This window comes from Muribaculum intestinale, from assembly GCF_002201515.1.
Lineage (GTDB): Bacteria > Bacteroidota > Bacteroidia > Bacteroidales > Muribaculaceae > Muribaculum > Muribaculum intestinale.
This window is the reverse complement of record NZ_CP021421.1, coordinates 1,483,345-1,499,920: the sequence shown is the minus strand read 5'-3', so window position 1 is coordinate 1,499,920 and position 16,576 is coordinate 1,483,345. Positions and strand designations below refer to the sequence as shown.

Genomic DNA, 16,576 nt, shown 5'->3' with positions numbered 1-16,576 from the left:
GTTAGATTTTCAGACCCAATATATATCCATAAATTTGAAATAGTCCTAAGGCTTATTAGTATCTGTATATTTAGTATCGGATTATATATAGTCTATCGTATGTTATAACATACGATAGACCAATCTAATTAAGAGCTTGTTTCATAATAATGCGGGTAGATTTCCGTTAAAGCGGTAAATATGCTAACTTTGTAAATATAGTATAAACCGTAGTCTATGCCGACAAATCAACCCGACGAACTTACTACAGGCTCCATGAAGCCGGAGAAACATAGTATTGCAGGCAACCTCATCAAATACGGCATACCGCTGGTAATCACCGTAGGACTGTGCTGGCTGCTGTTTCACAACATCAACTTCTCGGAGATGATGGAAATCATACGCCGCGACTGCAACTTCTGGTGGATTGGTCTGGCGCTTGTAATCAGCATCTTCTCCCACGTGTTCCGCGCCATGCGCTGGCGCATACAGCTGCGTGCCCTCAACATCAACGCATCGCTCTGGGACACCACGCTCAGTATCTTCGGCACATATGCCGTCAATCTCGTATTCCCGCGCCTGGGTGAGGTATGGCGCACGGGCTACATCGCTCAGAAGGAGAAGGCATCGTTTACCACCGTGTTCGGCTCGATGGTAGCCGACCGATTGGCCGATACGGTGACAGTGCTGTTGCTCACGCTGGCCACATTCATCATCGCCCACAAGCAGATAATGCTCTACCTGTCGCAGAACGGCGACACATACCGACACATGGCCGAGCTGCTCTCGTCGCCATGGCTATGGGCCGGCCTGATCGCCATATGCGCAACCGTGTGGTGGGGTCTGTGGCAATTCCGCCACAACAAGCATGTAAGCAAGCTCCTCGACCTGCTTCGCAACCTCTGGGAGGGATTTTCCGTAATCCTCAGCATGCCACACAAGGGACGCTGGCTGCTCCTTACGTTCGCCGTGTGGGGATGCTACTTCATGCAGCTCTATGTGGCGTTTTTCTCATTTCCGCTTACTACCGATGTAGCCTTGCAGTATGGCGCTACAGCAGTGCTGGTATGTTTCGTCCTGTCAAGTATATCGATGGGTGTACCCTCAAACGGCGGCATAGGTCCCTGGCAGTGGGCCATCATATTCGGGCTTAAGCTATACAGCGACAATATCCCCGGTCTCACCGAGGAGTATGCCGGCTCGTTTGCCAATCTCGTAATGGGCATGCAGACACTGCTGCTTATCGTACTCGGCCTCTTCACCTTCGCCGCAATATCAATCGGAAGAAAGAAAAGTGCACTCCGGCCGACAAGCCGCTGACAATACCGACGCCTGGATTGTTTAAAAAATAACAATGACCTTTATACATGCTCTTAGACTTCGATACAAAACCCGACAACTTCACACGCGACGAGGAAGCAATAACCCGCGATGAGGACAAAGTAATGGTCGACGGCGTCAATTCCGACGGACGTCCTACCATATCGTTCAACCGCGATGAAGGCAATCCTACAGAATCCCCGTCGCAGAAACCGCCACGCCGCCGACGCTCCCGCGGACGTGTCATACTCTGGTGGACGATTTGCATCGTGACCGTAGTGCTGGTGGCAGCATTCTGGATACGCTACTTCAATCCCTACAGCGTCGGAGCCCAGGAGCGCGGATTTATTAACAGCCTGGAGTGCCGCGGATTCATTTTCAAGACTTGGGAAGGGGATTTGATTGTAACCAACGCCCTGGCCGACTCTATACGTCCCTACATGCGCGATTTTGACTTCTCCGTTGAGAAAAGCCGTGTGGCCGACGAGCTCATGCGATACAAGAACTCCGCTCAGGAAGTCGTAGTCACCTACAAGCGATACCTCGGCACAATACCCTGGCGAGGCGAACACAAATATATCGTAACATCGGTAAAGCCGGTGAACGAAAACTCAGATTCCCCACTCCACCGTCCGGTAGTGCAGGAAACGACTCCTCCTGCCGAAGAAGCGGAAACAACACCCGGAGCCACAAACAACAAAGCAACGGCCTCAGACACTACCACATCCCATGTAGCTCTTGACACGAAAACCGGGAATTAGAGCATACAGCACACATATTGTCCCAAAAGTCGAAAATTAAGCATAAAGTATTGCAGATTTCACCATATATTCTCAATTTTGGCAAAATTTGACTTTATGAGCAATAAAATAGGACCAATCTCTCTCAGCGATATACGCAGATTCGGCAGTGAATTCAGTTCTCTCGGTCAGGAATATATCCTCGCCCGTGTCGAACCGGGCGACTTCAGTTCTGCCGACATAATCTCGCCATGGCGATTCGACGGCGTGACAATCGTGCTGATGCTTAATGCCTCAGGCAGTGTGACCATAAATCTTGAGACACTTGAGGTGCCGAGATACTCCATAATGGTAATCGACGAGACTATGCCCGTAAATCTCCACTGCGACGACGTGTCGGACATGGAGGCATATCTACTGTTTCTCTCAAAGGCCTTTCTGGAAAGCGTCAATATCGACACCAATGCTATAGGGCACCATCCGTTCCATCCCGAGAATTCACCGGTGCTGAAACTGTCGGAAGACAACACCGCACTGATTCAGAAATACCTCGGACTACTACGCGACAATGCAGAAATGCCCGATGAAAGCCACTACCGCATCAGCATAGCACGCAATCTCATAGCCAACATATTCTATATATTGCTTGAGATTGACCGACAAAACCGCAACAACAAAGATGAGGCCGACAAGGCCCCGCGCTCGCGACGAATAAATTATGTGACCGACTTCCTGCGGCTCGTGCGACAGCATTTCCGCGAACAACGCTCCGTAGGATATTACGCCGACCGGCTGTACATCACCCCAAAATATCTGTCTCTGGTAATAAAGGAAACCACCGGACGAAGTGCCGCCCAATGGATTGGACGACACGTAATCATCGAGGCCAAGAATCTACTGCGCTTCTCCGGCAAAAACATACAGCAGATAGCCTACGAGCTTAATTTCCCCAACCAGTCATCGTTTGGCAAATACTTCAAGCACAACACAGGGATGTCGCCCTCAGAGTTTCAGAAATCATAAGACATCATTAACATTATTTCACATAGAACACATAAACTTTCATATACCGACGCTATCTTATAATATATAAGCCCCGATACAATCATTATATCCGCTATGGATTGGAGATTGTCATTGACAGGGGCCTGCAACAAACTGAATAAAACTTTTCAATTAACAACCACCAAACTCATGACACCGCTATTCCGCAACATCGCAATCGGCTCATTATGCGCTATGCTTTCAGCCTGCCCGCTTTATATGGAGGCTCAGCACCACTCGGGACGCGGTGGTGGAAACCACACATCGCAATCAGAACCCTCACGGTCGCATGGCAAAGATGGCAGAAAACCATCGGCACCCGGCGGCAAATCGCAATATGGCAATTTCCGTCCCGGAGGCAACAATAGCAGCCCGAGCCGCCCAAAAGAGCCCGGCATGAGTCCGGGCGGTAACGGTAACCACAACAACAATAATAATCACCATCAGGGCGTAAAACCACCTGCCCACAATGGCAATCACAACAACCAGGGATTTAAACCCGGCAACGGACACAATACTCCCGACAAACGCCCCGGGCATTGGGGACCGCAGGACAATCATCGCCCTTCGACACCACAGCGTCCACAACCGGGCAACAACTGGCGCCCGTCGGCCGGCAACAACCACCATCGTCCAGGACCGGGGATACCTCCACCGCATCGCCCGGGCAATGTACACCGCCCGACCCCTCCCGGACATGGAATGCAGCCGGGCCACTGGGGTCCACCACCGATGCGGCCTCACCGCCCGGTAGTACGCCCATGGCATCGTCCGGTACCTCCGGGCGGCTGGCGTCCACGTCCGTCGGCTCCGGCATTGTCGACAATTCTCGGCATAACATTCGGCACAGCCCTTAATCTGTCGCTGACCACATTAATCAACAATGGATATTATATCGACGGATACGCCAATAATACCGTATATCTCCGCGATGTGAATTCATACAATTATCTATGGCCCGACGCCACTCTGTATTACTCCAACGGAGGGATGAACCGGTCGGAGTTTCTGTATTCAACCCCCTACCCCGACCCGATGCGCTACAACAATCTGTACAATAATTTCATAGGTATATATGGTGCTCCGGTCAATTATGTAAACAACGGCACATCGCTCAGTGCCACATGGTTTGCGCCCAACAAGGGCTACATAACACTGCAATATGCCCCACAATACGCTCTCGGAGGCCAGTTGCGCTACTTCACTACCCTTACGCTCGGGCTATAACACCGACAACTCTTAGAGATTGTCTAAAATTCATATTACTTTTCTTTTGAGAGTCTTGTCCGCGTCTTTTTGTTTAGAGCTTGTTTGATAATAAATGTTGCCGCCAGGGTCGTATAGCTTGAGTCGATTTTCGACATGTGCCGAAGGAGTGTACTTTATGTACATGACTGAGGAACAGGGCGAAAAGCGGCCAAGATATACGAGACAAAAGGTAACTTTATAACTTATACAATCTCTTGGCTGCTTCTAAAATAAATGCAAAAATATATCAACGATATGAAATAAATTACCTCCCTTCGGTCATTCGCCGGCATATTTCCGCCCGTTCTTCGGTCGTTATGGGACCCCATAACTCCCTCATCACATGCGAAAATCTGCCCGACGACTGACCGCCCTGACGGTAACATTTATTATTAAACAAGCTCTTATTCTTCGGTCATGTAGCTACGGCTACACTCCCTCATCATAAGCAAAAATCCATCTGACAATCCTTCTCAAAATAGGTATCATATAAATTTAGACAATCTCTTACAACGCAAAAACTCATCAAACAATATCGGCTAAGCTGCATCCGAGCTTAGCCGATATTTAAACCTTTAATATGCCGATTTTGTTAAAATAATGTACTAAAAATCCGTAAAACTTCGTAAATTCGCAGCATGAAGCCATACACATGCCGCTATTGTGTACCGCCAGACCTGAATAAAACAGATATTGTCCAACTATAAAATCATAAAACAATGAACATCGACACTATCGGCTACAATGCCGGACTCGTATGGAATGCACTTAACGAGGTTGAGGCCATCGGACTGGTACAGCTTCGCAAAGTAACAAAACTTAAGGACAAGGAGCTGATGCTCGCCCTCGGATGGCTCGCACGCGAAGACAAGCTCGTCATCTCTGAAGATGAGAACGGCAAGAATATCATCGTATCTCTTGCTCAGGGATAAATCTACATCACCGTATAGTACAATGCCGGCGGCGGAATCAACAGCAAGATTCCGGCGACGGCATTATCATTCAATACGTTATCGGTGCAGACGGTCGGAGACAAGCCTCTGTGTGAAATCCTGCAGATATGCCTTCGCATAAGTAATCATCGAATCGGCCATGACCGCCATATCCATGTCGTAGGCGATATCAACAGGATGCTCAAGCGAATCATCGACAGTAACGTCGTATACAGCCAGCGGTATATCCCCGATGCCGTCCCACTTGACAACAAGCCGTGGCGATATTATATGATACACATTATTACCTTTATATATGGCATAATGCAGTTCGGCAGAAGACATATGGAGGATATCGCGTCCCATTGACACATAAGGCTCGTCGTATCCGAGGAGTCCGAGTATCGTAGCTCCCGTGTCGACCTGCGACATCACCCTGTCGTTAATCTCGCCGGGCGATGCAATCTCTCCCGACGGATCGTAAATAATCATCGGTATTGAAGAGTACAGCCATGGCGTGTCATATACAGTACCATGCAAGTCGCGGCAACCATGGTCGCCGGTAATCACAAACAGCGTATTGTCGTACCAAGGCTGCCTACGGGCGGTCTCAAAGAAATAACTCAGCGAGCGGTCGACATATTCCATCGACCTCTCCATAGAGCCTGCCGGGCTCAGATATCCGTCAGTACGCCAATATTCCGGCACTCGAAACGGGGCATGGCTCGACAATGTAAACCAACAGGCCATCCATGGCGCGGAAATATCCGACAGGTCAGAAGCCACATACCGGGCCATTGCATGGTCATATATGCCCCACACTCCATCGAAATCGCGGTCGTCGGCATAAGTCTCCCTGTCGGCCACACTCTGCATACCCATCATCATAGCCATCTGGTCGATAGCAAACGAGCCATGATTGCTTCCGCAATAATATTTTGTGGCGTAACCCTTACGGCGTAGCAGGGCCGGCATAGCATCGACAGTGTTGCTCTCATACGGCGAACCCATATAGATGAACGGCTCAAACATCGGGAATCCGCCGAGAATTGCGGTAAGCCCCTCGTTGCTACGGCGCCCGGTGGTAAAATTGTAGCGTACTACCAGCGACTCCGACGCCAGAGAGTCAAGAAACGGCATAAGTCCGCGGGGAGCGGCATCCCGGGCATTGTTCAGACGGTCAATCCAATGCTGTCCGCCGCTTTCAATCACGATAAGCATGACATTTCTGCGTGACATATCACGTCCGTCGCCCTGAACTACTTCATAATCGGGACGAATCGCGGCAAGCTCCTCCTCAGTGAAATATTCCGGAACCTCCAGCGGACGGTCCTTAAGCGAGTGGATAATGTTAAACGGGGTGTTCAGCACAACATTCATATCGTCGAGTCGCTCCACCCCTCGGGCCGCATCGGCAGGCTTAAGCCCCTTGCCTATGACACTGAGACGTCCGCGCATGCATACTACCACCACGGCGGCTACTGCTATAAACACTCCTCCACGCATCAATCCCGTAAGGATACTGGTACGGGCCTTCGGTAGTCCGGCAGGACGCACCCTACGGTACAACCATATCATAAACAGAACAATGGCTGTCGCCATGGCAAATGCCCACCAGTATTCAACCGAGTATGACAGAAATATACCTCCGAGATTTGAATCGGTAAAGAAGCTCTTTATTGCCGCAAAGCGCATACGCGATCCTTGAAACGGGAACATGGCTACATCGGCTATATTGATACAGAGCAACAGACTGTTGGTTATGATATAGACAACATCCGTAGCCAGCAACCAGCCTCGCGATGCAACGAACGGCGCCGGAATAAACCTCATCACCACAAACAGTGCATTGAAATATGCCCATGCCGAGAGATCAAACGGTATACCCTGCCACATGAGCCGGCACATATATCCGACATCCGCCCCGGAAAGTTTACAGTCATAGACCATAAACACCACACGCGACAGCCATAGCAGCACAAAAGCCACCGCACACTGCCACAGTGTGGCAATCCATATATTACACGAAATACGTCGAATCTGTGCCATAGCAATCTTACCTGTCAAACGAAAAGCGCGGTCCACAATCAGAATCGCGCGCCCACTGTAAGAGAAAGAGACATGTTGGAATTGAAGAATGTATACGCCTCTCCAAGATAGAACGCACCGTCAAAGCGCCCTGTCAGCGATGAAAAAAGAGCCTTGTAGTTGTAGACAAACGAGAACAACAGTTTCATATTGGTAGCAAACATGTCCTTACGTCCGTCGGAACTCTCGCGGAACACATGCTTGTATCCTATAGATGGGAGTGCTGTGATATTGAACAGCCACTTTCGCGGAGTAAGCACGCAGTTGTAGCCATACCCGACTATAATATTATAGTCGGCATAGTTGAACTTATAGTCCATGCGCCCTTCAGGCACATACTCAAGCATATCCGCAGGAAGAGAACTGAAATTGATGCCGACATCCTGGCGCTCGTAATTGATGCCGCATATAAGTGTGCCGGCGCTTTTGAGCTGATACTTGCTGTAGCAATATGCCGCGGCATGTGAATATCGTCGGTGATTGAAGAAGTAATATCCGTCGATTGTGGTTGATTTTTGGCGGATATCATTGAAATCCTGCGATATATGATGTCCGTCATTATACTTGCCGAAGTTCATTATAGTCACGCCGCCGCCTGTCGACTGCCGCGTATACCGGAATGTAAACAGCGCACAGGTAAAGTTCCAGTCAAAATTGCGCCGCTGGGCCACGGGGTGCCCGAAAAGCTCATTGGCATTGAATGTATAACTTAGACCCACAGCCATGAAATTGATACTCGGACCAAGGTCGCTGTAGACATTGCTGAGCATACGCACATTGAGATTCTCCGGAAAAAACAGAGCATAACTCTGAGCCCAGTTGTGACTGTTGAGATATAGTTTCCAGTTCTTTCCCGTACCTACCACATACTCCGGGTCATAACTGTTGAACGTACGGTCGCCCCAATTGTACACATTGAGGCAAAATCTCATGAACTTAGGATAATTGATACCCGGCTCATTTATTCTGAATCCGTTGGCAAACAGCTGCTTCACCCAATTCTGCCGATAGTATTCAGGCCCCCATAAAGGATGCCCGCATTTACGCTCAAGAGTATCGGCACATTGCACATCCATCTCGCGCTGCACGGTATCGCCCGCAGCAACAACCTCTGAAGCACAGATATCGGGACCGACAACCAGAGCTACCGACCACAACGCGACAATGCCAAGAACTATACGATGAAGCATATCGTGTAAAATAATGGTGCAAAATTAAGAAATTTTGCACCATTATTCAAATCATTAACTATCTGAGATACCCTTAATGTAGACAATAGTTTCCTTTATGTCGCATTTGGCGCATGTGTTAACATCTCTTTCATAAGCCGTCAATACATCGGCTTGAACGGAGCATGCTTTTTAAGCAGATGAGTGGCGTCGCCAACCACATCGTATGTCTTGCTCACATCAAGGCGCAGCACCGGAGCGCCCGGACGCAAATCGACCTTCTTGAGATCGACATAAAAAACTCCAAGGTTGTCCACTACCTCAAAACCATAAAGTCTGTCGCGGATATCTGAATATGAGCGCCATTGTGTCGATGACACCTCAGGCGATGTCTCCACCGTATAGTGGAACGGCACCGAAACATTGGCCATTATCGAACGTATAATCGCGAATCCCTCGCGGAAATCATTGGTGTGAACGACATTCTTATTGAAGAACGACCCTCGCACGAATCGGTCGGGGCTGGTGACAGTGCCCGGCAGCATATGCACCCCGCCGATTTCCACCCAATAGTCGTTAATGGCGTTGATGACCGGGAAACTCGGCAGATTGGTCAAGACGGGGATATCCTGTCCTTCGTATATATTTATCTCACCTTTGTCAAACTCCACTATGGCGCTCTTGCCGGTGGCATCGGTTATACCCCAGTGCAGTGCCGACACAGTTCCGCCGTCAAAAGTGGCGCCTCCGATGGAAAAGTTACGGTTGCGCAACACCTCTATCACCTCGTCAGTGGTAGCGTTCATGTCAAGCAGCCATCCGGGGAATAAGGCCAGCGACATCGACGGCATATCCCGGTTCGACTCATTGTTGTATACCGCACCGCGGCAAAACAGAGAGTTGACCACAAGCCCCTTCTCATTCATACCCTCGGTAATGCCTCCGTCATAGCCCACAGCATATACGGCACCGTATTTTGAAGTCCACTTGACGGAATTGGGAGCCGGATTGCCAATCTTCGACATTCCGGCCGGATATACATATATATTGGTAGGAATAGGGGTTTTCCAGTCAAGCGAACGTCCTACTATACGCAACACACTGTCGGGATTGCTTACTGTAGTATCGCCCACGTAAAGTACACGGGAACATGCATCGGCATCCGAAGCCGAGGAAAGGAGGGCCGCGATGGCTGCACCAATGAGCATAATACGATGTTTCATATCTCTTGCTGTTTAATTAGTTATCACATATCCCAATAACACCCCTTACCTTGCGATAGTTCTACTATCCGGCGTTTCATGATGAAAAAAAGTTAATCAATATTTAAAGTTTTTTGAACATTTATATAACTTTGCAACTATAAACCCGTCCTGTTGTCCGGGAAGCGCGGCTCCGTGCGACAAACCGCCTCCATGACAGCCGGCCACATAGCCAACATTCCTTTTAGGTAATGAACTATACACTTTTAGACTTTTTCGCTCTTCTCGGCTCAGTAGGCCTGTTCCTCTACGGAATGAAGGTAATGAGCGAAGGCCTCCAGAAAGCAGCAGGCGACCGTCTGCGCAACATTCTGTCGGCCATGACCCGCAACCGGTTCACAGGACTGCTTACCGGCATCCTTATTACAGCCCTCATCCAAAGTTCGTCGGCATCGACGGTGATGGTGGTAAGTTTTGTCAACGCGGGGCTTATGACCCTCGGCCAGTCAATGGCCGTAATATTCGGCGCCAATGTCGGCACGACTTTTACGGCCTGGATTATAGCACTGTTCGGATTTAAAGTCGACACGTCGGTATTCATTCTCCCGCTTATAGCATGCGCGGTGCCACTCCTGTTCTGCAACTCATCGCGCAAGAAATCATTGGGCGAGTTCATAATCGGATTCTCATTCCTTTTCATGGGCCTTAACATGATCAGCGATTATGTGCCCGACCTGCAGAGCAACCCCGAGATGTTTGCATTCCTGGAGCACTATGCATCGATGGGATTCCTTTCGGTACTGCTGTTCCTGTTTGTCGGCGTCATCCTTACAGCCATCATCCAGTCGTCAGCGGCCACATTTGCCATCGTGCTGATTATGTGTACTAAAGGCTGGATTACTTTCGACCTCGCATGTGCTGTCGTGCTCGGCTCCAACATCGGTACAACCATCACCCCACTTCTTGCCTCAATGAGCGGTAACGTAGCCGCCAAGCGCACCGCGATGGGCCACCTGCTCTTCAACCTCTTCGGTATACTATGGACACTCGCTGTATTCTATCCTTTTGTGCGCCTCAATGTCGACATTACCCAATGGCTCGGGCAGGGCAATCCAGAGAGCATGTTCAGTTTTGTCAATAACCTTGAGGCCACCGACCCGCAGACATACAATCTACTTGTCGGCAACTCGCTCCCTGCCGAGCATCCCGTATTGTTGCAGGTTGCACAAATGCAGTTCAGCGTATCGTTCGGCCTGTCGATGTTCCATACCGTATTCAACCTCGTCAACGTGGTTATCATGATATGGCTCACCGGACTTTATGTGAAAATTGTCGAGAAGCTCGTGCCGGCCAAGCACAAGGAAGACGAGGAATTCCAGCTCAAGTTCATCTCAGGAGGTCTACTCAGTGCGTCGGAACTCAACATCGCCCAGGCCGAGAAAGAGCTTGTCGTATATGCTCAGCGCGTACAGCGCATGATTGACATGGCCGAACAGCTCGTCCATGCAAAAGAAAAAAGCGAGGAATTCTCACAACTATACTCCCGTTTGGAAAAATACGAGGAGATTTCCGACCGCATGGAAATCGAGATTGCCAATTACCTCAACCGTTGTGCCGAAGGTCGTCTCTCCAACGAAGGCAAGCTGCATATAGCTGCCATGCTCAATATCGTGAGCGAAATCGAGAGCATCGCCGACTGCTGCTTCGGATGCGCCAAGATACTAATCCGCAAGCAGGAGAGCGGCGTAGAGTTCCACGACTCGATTCTCGCCAATATAGACACAATGTTCACATATGTCAAGGAGGCGATGTCCGATATGCTCGTAATCCTCAGCGACGTAGAGAAAGTTCGCGAGGTCGATATAATACGCTCGTACAACAAGGAGCGCGAAATCAACAACCTGCGCAACCAGTACAGAGCCAAGAATGTCGAGAACATAAACAACCAGGTTTACGAATACCAGGCCGGCATCTACTATATGGATATCATCAACGACCTGGAAAAGATGGGCGACTATGTAATCAATGTCGTCGACACCATCCGCGACCATTTCCGCAAGCACTCAGCCTGACAGAAACCTACCACATGCAGCATAGTCGCTGCATGACACACTCCCGAGATATTGACGCAGCCCGGCTCTGACCGGGCTGCGTCGTTTTTTTTACATCATAAGCTAATCAGAGCCGCCGCCCGAAATTTACATTTATGTGGCAAAACAACACCCAAGCAATGACAGCATCTTTACAAAGCGGAGGCGAATAACACTATCAAGACATTATTGCTACAATACGGTTGCATCAAATCACCTTTTAAAATTAATTTTATAATTTTATCCCGATTTCCGATGCACTATCTTAGAATTCGTTCAACAAAATCACTTAAGTAAGTCGTGGAAATTATCTCGCCCCTAAGTTATACATCCGGGATGTAGAAAATCATTCTACTCCGTATTTTTCAGGAATTACAAAACAACTACCGTTTGTGACAATAATGACAGACAGAGCCACACACAGCATATCCAATTCCAACTCACAGGGAAGTAAGATAATGATTGCCGACGAGGATCTTCTCGCCTGTGACCTCATGCAGTACTCGCTCGAAAATGAAGGCTATAAAGTAGAGGTGTGCCATTCGGCCAAAGAAGCCATGGAGAAAAACCTATCCGGCTACAGCCTGTTTATAATCGACATGAATCTTGACGACTCGACAGGTATAAAACTCGCATACCACCTCAAGCAGAACAAGGCCACGGCACGCATACCGCTGATTTTCTGTTCATCGCCCGATGGCGATGTAATCGGAGGCCTTGACTTCGGAGCCGACGACTATATACTGAAGCCGTTCTCCATGCGTGAGATGGCTGCACGCGTCAACGCCTTGTTGCGACGCAGCCGCCTCGGCTCCGCACAAGAGAAACATGATAAACCGACAATGGTAAGCCACAACACACTTACCGTAAACCTCCGCGAACGCACTACCTTCATCGACAGTCAGCCAGTAAAACTCGGACGCGACGAATACAGTCTGCTTGTATTCCTGATAAGCCACAAAAACAAGATATTCGATGCCGATGAGATATACGACAACGCATGGCCGGAAAAAGATACGGTAAGCGAGGTGTATATCAGCAATGTACTCGACCGTCTGCGGGCCAAACTCGGCCGCTATTCCCACTATCTCGTGACACGTTATGGCTACGGATATGGATTCATACAATAAAACACAACACAACAGCCTGCCTCAGCCACTCCCAGCCTGCTTTATAGCAGGACGTCTTGAGGCCGGATGCGACGAAGCCGGGCGAGGATGCCTTGCAGGACCGGTATATGCAGCCGCAGTAATACTTCCCGACAATTTCAGCCATCCCTGGCTAAACGACTCCAAGCAACTGACAGAAGCCCGCCGCGACAAAATGCGCGAGATAATCGAAACTAATGCCGCCGCATGGGCCGTAGCATCGGTTAGCGCCGAAGAAATCGACCGCATAAACATATTGCAGGCATCAATACTCGCCATGCACCGTGCTCTTGACATGCTTGCCCCACGGCCCGGCGCGGTCATTGTCGATGGCAACCGTTTTACACCCTATGGCACACTGCCATGCACGACATTCGTGAAAGGTGACGGCAGGTTTGCCAACATCGCCGCAGCCTCGATTCTTGCAAAGACCCACCGCGACCAGGAGATGAAGCGACTGCATGCGCTACATCCCCAGTATGGCTGGGCTGTAAACAAAGGATATCCGACAAAAGCCCACAGAGCAGCAATTGCGGAATACGGTCCGTCGCCATTCCACCGAATGTCATTCCGGCTGCTCGACACACAGCTGACCCTATTCTGACACACGCGCCTTGTGACATAAACATATCAGCGCCGCTCCACATGCCATGTGGAGCGGCGCTGAGTATATTAGAGCTTGTTTATTATCGCACAAGGAGTGGGAATCCGCGCGTGGGATGCAACTCCCATAGTCCGTCGCTGTCAGTAGTCACAAACAGACCGGCAGCCTCCGGAATATCGTTGAGCATAGCGCGGGCACTGTCCATCGGCATAACCATACAAGCCGTAGCAAGGGCATCGGCAGTAATGCAGTCAGGAGCAAGGATAGTGACGCTCAACACTCTGGTAGTGACCGGATGTCCGGTGACCGGGCTTATAGTATGCCCTACCGTACCTACATCTGTCTTGTGGAAATTACGATAGTTGCCTGATGTGGCCACACCGTCGTCGGTCAGACGTATGATAGCCGTACCCGTATGAATTATAGAATCGGTGCTGGGGATAGGCGCATCAATCATCACACGCCATTGCTGCCCCATCTGGCTCTCTCCCTTTACATTTATCTCTCCGCCTATCTCCACCATATAGTTTTCCACCCCGTTACGTTCGAGCATCGCGGCTACAAGGTCGCAGGCATATCCTTTGGCTATTGCAGAGAAATTAAATTGTGTGCCGGGGTGCTTCTTGCGCACATGTCCGTCAGAAAGCAATTCGCAGTCGGCCATACCTACAAGCATGAGCACACTGTCTATGGCTGCTTTCGACGGAGCCTGTATACTGTCGGAATGTGTGGCATTCGACGGCCCGAACCCCCATAAATCCACAAGCGGACCCACTGTGGGGTCAAACGCGCCGTGGCTGAACCTGTTGATACGTATCGACTCTTCAAACACCCTGCGCAGGATGGTATCGGCCACTGCCGAAGTATCATTACGGTTTATGGCAGAAATTATCGATCGCGGATTAAATGCCGATACCGAATGGTCTACCTGCTGCATCACTGTCCTTATACTGTCATCGAGCAAAGCGTTGGACGCATAGGTCACATGATAGGTAGTAGACCATATTATACCCTCGCATGTACGGTAGGGCTTCGGTGAGTTGCAACCCACAAACGCCCAGGAAAACAATGTAATGACGGCAAGAGCCAGAATTGAAAGTTTCGTTTTCATAAGCAATTCATCAGACGTCTGTTGCCAACTTGGCACGGCATCGCAAAGTTACAATCTTCACGCTGATTTATTGCAACTTAATTACAGTTTATTTAAATAATCTTTACATTTTAACAAAATTTCACTCTGTCAGCAGCAACGAGGCGTCTCCATAGCTGAGAAAGCGAAATCCCCGGGCCAATGCGAAATCGTACATCTCACGCCAGTGTCCGTCGACAAATGCCGACACAAGCAGCAGAAGCGTTGACTGTGGCTGATGAAAATTTGTCACCATCCCCGCTACTACCCGATAGGTATATCCCGGAGCTATAATGATGCGCGTCGATGCTATAAAACGCGACGCATCCGTCCCGTCGACATAATCAAGAAGAGCTTTAAGAGCCTCTCGGCGTCCCAGGCGAGGATGCGAGCTTTCGTAGGGATACCACTGGGGCACCTCACCCTGCCATTTGCCCTCATACACAAGACATCCTGCATGGTACAGGCTTTCAAGCGTACGTACGGAGGTAGTGCCTACCGCCACCACACGTCGCTCGGTATCGGCAAGCTCGGCAATAAGATCACGCGGTACGGATATAAACTCACTGTGCATACCGTGCTCTCCGACAGTATCGCTCTTGACCGGCTGGAAAGTGCCGGCTCCTACATGCAGCGTAAGCTCCCGGCGGGGTATTCCACGCCTGTCTACAGCATCCAGCACAGCAGGAGTAAAGTGAAGCCCGGCGGTAGGCGCGGCGACCGAGCCCTCGATACGGCTGTATACTGTCTGATAATCGGTAGAGTCGCTCTCTTCGGTGCCGCGATTGAGATAAGGGGGGATGGGTATCTCTCCCGCCGACTCTATAATCTGGGAGAATGTGACATCGGGATTATCCCAGTCAAAGCGCACCTCCGAGGCATTGCCGTCGCGAGCCACGCGTGTAGCGCTGAGCACCACCTCCTGTCCCCCGATATTCAGACGCCGCCGTATCGCCCCGTCTTTCCACCGCTTCGAGTTGCCTACGAAACATATCCATGAACAACCCGATGTCGAGGCGAAACTGATAGCATAGTCCGACGGCGAGGCCGGCTCAAGACAGAATACCTCGATAAGCGCTCCGTTGCCGTTGTCGCCTTTGCGGAATCTAAGACGAGCATTGATTACCCGCGTGTTATTGTAGACAAGCATTGCATCAGAGGGAAGAAGACCGGGGAGTTCCAAGAATTCATGCTCTTCGATTTCTCCGTCGCCTCTGCGCACAAGCAATCGGCAACGGTCGCGCTCGGCAAGCGGATGTTTTGCAATCAGCTCGTCGGGCAACGTATAGTTAAAGTCAGCGATATGAAGCGAATGCGGATCGATAGCCATACTATTCCTTTTCTTGATTTTTTATTATATCCGATCAGCGGTATTCCCGGCCTTCAAATTCCGACACACGTCTTACCCAGTCGGGATCGACAGGGACAGAGTGGCCGGTAGCAGGGTCGATTGTCACCATCACGGTACGTCCGATACACTTAACGTCGCCGGTGTCTATATCCACGATTCTCTGCTCCAGACGGAAACTCGACTCCCCGATATGGGTGATGGCTGTTATCACACATATCTGCTCGTCGATAGTGGTGGGCGCATAAAAATCGCAGTTGACATTGGCTACTACAGTATTGATGGCGCGCCAGTCGAGCTTGTCGTCCATCATCTCCTGAAAGTAACGCATCTTGCCAAGATCCATATAGGCAAAATACATCTCGTTGTTGACATGTCCGAGCAGGTCTATATCGTTGAATCGTATCTGCAACGGCAGCACGGTACGGAACGGCTGTGTCGGTGCAGGCACTCGCGGATTAAGCGGAGTAGGAAGTATTATTTCAGGTTTCATGGGCGCAAATTTAATAAATTTTACTAACTTTGTGGGAAGTAG

Annotated in this window: 14 protein-coding genes; 8 read left to right on the top strand and 6 right to left on the bottom strand. The window is 49.9% G+C overall.

The features are described from left to right. Positions 1 to 216: 216 nt before the first annotated feature. From ADH68_RS06150 to ADH68_RS06130, 5 genes are all read left to right on the top strand, one after another. Positions 217 to 1,299, top strand: a complete 1,083-nt coding sequence (locus ADH68_RS06150; RefSeq protein ID WP_068961575.1) for a lysylphosphatidylglycerol synthase transmembrane domain-containing protein — start codon at positions 217 to 219, stop codon at positions 1,297 to 1,299. Positions 1,300 to 1,346: 47 nt separating this feature from the next. Next, entirely contained in the window at positions 1,347 to 2,060 is a 714-nt protein-coding gene (locus ADH68_RS06145; protein ID WP_068961576.1) for a hypothetical protein, read from the top strand. A gap of 96 nt (positions 2,061 to 2,156) precedes the next feature. Further along, positions 2,157 to 3,062, top strand: coding sequence for a helix-turn-helix domain-containing protein (locus ADH68_RS06140; RefSeq protein ID WP_088294788.1), 906 nt, complete (start codon positions 2,157 to 2,159; stop codon positions 3,060 to 3,062). Between the two features lie 171 nt (positions 3,063 to 3,233). After that, a complete protein-coding gene (locus tag ADH68_RS06135; protein WP_068961578.1) occupies positions 3,234 to 4,310 on the top strand; it encodes a hypothetical protein in 1,077 nt (358 codons plus the stop codon). Positions 4,311 to 5,050: 740 nt separating this feature from the next. Further along, the gene (locus ADH68_RS06130; protein ID WP_068961579.1) at positions 5,051 to 5,263 is read left to right on the top strand and encodes a winged helix-turn-helix domain-containing protein; all 213 of its coding nucleotides are present in this window, start codon (positions 5,051 to 5,053) and stop codon (positions 5,261 to 5,263) included. A 78-nt stretch (positions 5,264 to 5,341) separates the two neighbouring features. On the opposite strand, the gene ADH68_RS06125 is transcribed toward ADH68_RS06130, so the two are convergent. The 3 genes from ADH68_RS06125 to ADH68_RS06115 all read right to left on the bottom strand — a co-directional run bounded on the left by ADH68_RS06125 (position 5,342) and on the right by ADH68_RS06115 (position 9,743). Beyond that, positions 5,342 to 7,312 (bottom strand): LTA synthase family protein, encoded by a 1,971-nt coding sequence (locus ADH68_RS06125; RefSeq protein ID WP_068961580.1) that lies wholly within the window; start codon positions 7,310 to 7,312, stop codon positions 5,342 to 5,344. Between the two features lie 38 nt (positions 7,313 to 7,350). Next, positions 7,351 to 8,541 (bottom strand): DUF4421 domain-containing protein, encoded by a 1,191-nt coding sequence (locus tag ADH68_RS06120; protein WP_068961581.1) that lies wholly within the window; start codon positions 8,539 to 8,541, stop codon positions 7,351 to 7,353. Positions 8,542 to 8,681: 140 nt separating this feature from the next. Then, a complete protein-coding gene (locus tag ADH68_RS06115) occupies positions 8,682 to 9,743 on the bottom strand; it encodes a linear amide C-N hydrolase (protein WP_084274121.1) in 1,062 nt (353 codons plus the stop codon). Between the two features lie 230 nt (positions 9,744 to 9,973). Here ADH68_RS06115 and ADH68_RS06110 point away from each other — a divergent pair, with 230 nt between their 5' ends. The 3 genes from ADH68_RS06110 to ADH68_RS06100 all read left to right on the top strand — a co-directional run bounded on the left by ADH68_RS06110 (position 9,974) and on the right by ADH68_RS06100 (position 13,564). Further along, positions 9,974 to 11,794 carry a Na/Pi cotransporter family protein gene (locus tag ADH68_RS06110; protein WP_068961582.1) on the top strand — a complete coding sequence of 607 codons (1,821 nt, stop codon included), beginning with the start codon at positions 9,974 to 9,976 and terminating at the stop codon, positions 11,792 to 11,794. A 419-nt stretch (positions 11,795 to 12,213) separates the two neighbouring features. Then, positions 12,214 to 12,942 (top strand): response regulator transcription factor, encoded by a 729-nt coding sequence (locus ADH68_RS06105; protein ID WP_068961583.1) that lies wholly within the window; start codon positions 12,214 to 12,216, stop codon positions 12,940 to 12,942. Next, entirely contained in the window at positions 12,926 to 13,564 is a 639-nt protein-coding gene (locus ADH68_RS06100; protein WP_068961584.1) for a ribonuclease HII, read from the top strand. The genes ADH68_RS06105 and ADH68_RS06100 overlap by 17 nt, the downstream gene beginning before the upstream one ends. 82 nt (positions 13,565 to 13,646) lie before the next feature. Here the strand turns inward: ADH68_RS06100 and ADH68_RS06095 are convergent, their stop codons facing one another. The 3 genes from ADH68_RS06095 to ADH68_RS06085 form a co-directional block, all read right to left on the bottom strand. Beyond that, positions 13,647 to 14,675, bottom strand: coding sequence for an FAD:protein FMN transferase (locus tag ADH68_RS06095; protein WP_068961585.1), 1,029 nt, complete (start codon positions 14,673 to 14,675; stop codon positions 13,647 to 13,649). 121 nt (positions 14,676 to 14,796) lie between these two features. Continuing rightward, on the bottom strand, positions 14,797 to 16,023 hold the full coding sequence (locus ADH68_RS06090) for an S-adenosylmethionine:tRNA ribosyltransferase-isomerase (RefSeq protein ID WP_068961586.1): 1,227 nt from the start codon (positions 16,021 to 16,023) through the stop codon (positions 14,797 to 14,799). 34 nt (positions 16,024 to 16,057) lie between these two features. Beyond that, complete coding sequence (locus tag ADH68_RS06085; protein WP_084274122.1) at positions 16,058 to 16,534, bottom strand: acyl-CoA thioesterase; 477 nt, start codon at positions 16,532 to 16,534, stop codon at positions 16,058 to 16,060. Positions 16,535 to 16,576 lie beyond the last annotated feature (42 nt).

Excerpts from the sequence above, each read along its gene's own strand:
- ADH68_RS06150 (WP_068961575.1), top strand. The coding sequence starts at position 217 with ATGCCGACAAATCAACCCGACGAACTTACTACAGGCTCCATGAAGCCG.
- ADH68_RS06145 (WP_068961576.1), top strand. The coding sequence starts at position 1,347 with ATGCTCTTAGACTTCGATACAAAACCCGACAACTTCACACGCGACGAG.
- ADH68_RS06140 (WP_088294788.1), top strand. The coding sequence starts at position 2,157 with ATGAGCAATAAAATAGGACCAATCTCTCTCAGCGATATACGCAGATTC.
- ADH68_RS06135 (WP_068961578.1), top strand. The coding sequence starts at position 3,234 with ATGACACCGCTATTCCGCAACATCGCAATCGGCTCATTATGCGCTATG.
- ADH68_RS06130 (WP_068961579.1), top strand. The coding sequence starts at position 5,051 with ATGAACATCGACACTATCGGCTACAATGCCGGACTCGTATGGAATGCA.
- ADH68_RS06125 (WP_068961580.1), bottom strand. The coding sequence starts at position 7,312 with ATGGCACAGATTCGACGTATTTCGTGTAATATATGGATTGCCACACTG.
- ADH68_RS06120 (WP_068961581.1), bottom strand. The coding sequence starts at position 8,541 with ATGCTTCATCGTATAGTTCTTGGCATTGTCGCGTTGTGGTCGGTAGCT.
- ADH68_RS06115 (WP_084274121.1), bottom strand. The coding sequence starts at position 9,743 with ATGAAACATCGTATTATGCTCATTGGTGCAGCCATCGCGGCCCTCCTT.
- ADH68_RS06110 (WP_068961582.1), top strand. The coding sequence starts at position 9,974 with ATGAACTATACACTTTTAGACTTTTTCGCTCTTCTCGGCTCAGTAGGC.
- ADH68_RS06105 (WP_068961583.1), top strand. The coding sequence starts at position 12,214 with ATGACAGACAGAGCCACACACAGCATATCCAATTCCAACTCACAGGGA.
- ADH68_RS06100 (WP_068961584.1), top strand. The coding sequence starts at position 12,926 with ATGGATTCATACAATAAAACACAACACAACAGCCTGCCTCAGCCACTC.
- ADH68_RS06095 (WP_068961585.1), bottom strand. The coding sequence starts at position 14,675 with ATGAAAACGAAACTTTCAATTCTGGCTCTTGCCGTCATTACATTGTTT.
- ADH68_RS06090 (WP_068961586.1), bottom strand. The coding sequence starts at position 16,023 with ATGGCTATCGATCCGCATTCGCTTCATATCGCTGACTTTAACTATACG.
- ADH68_RS06085 (WP_084274122.1), bottom strand. The coding sequence starts at position 16,534 with ATGAAACCTGAAATAATACTTCCTACTCCGCTTAATCCGCGAGTGCCT.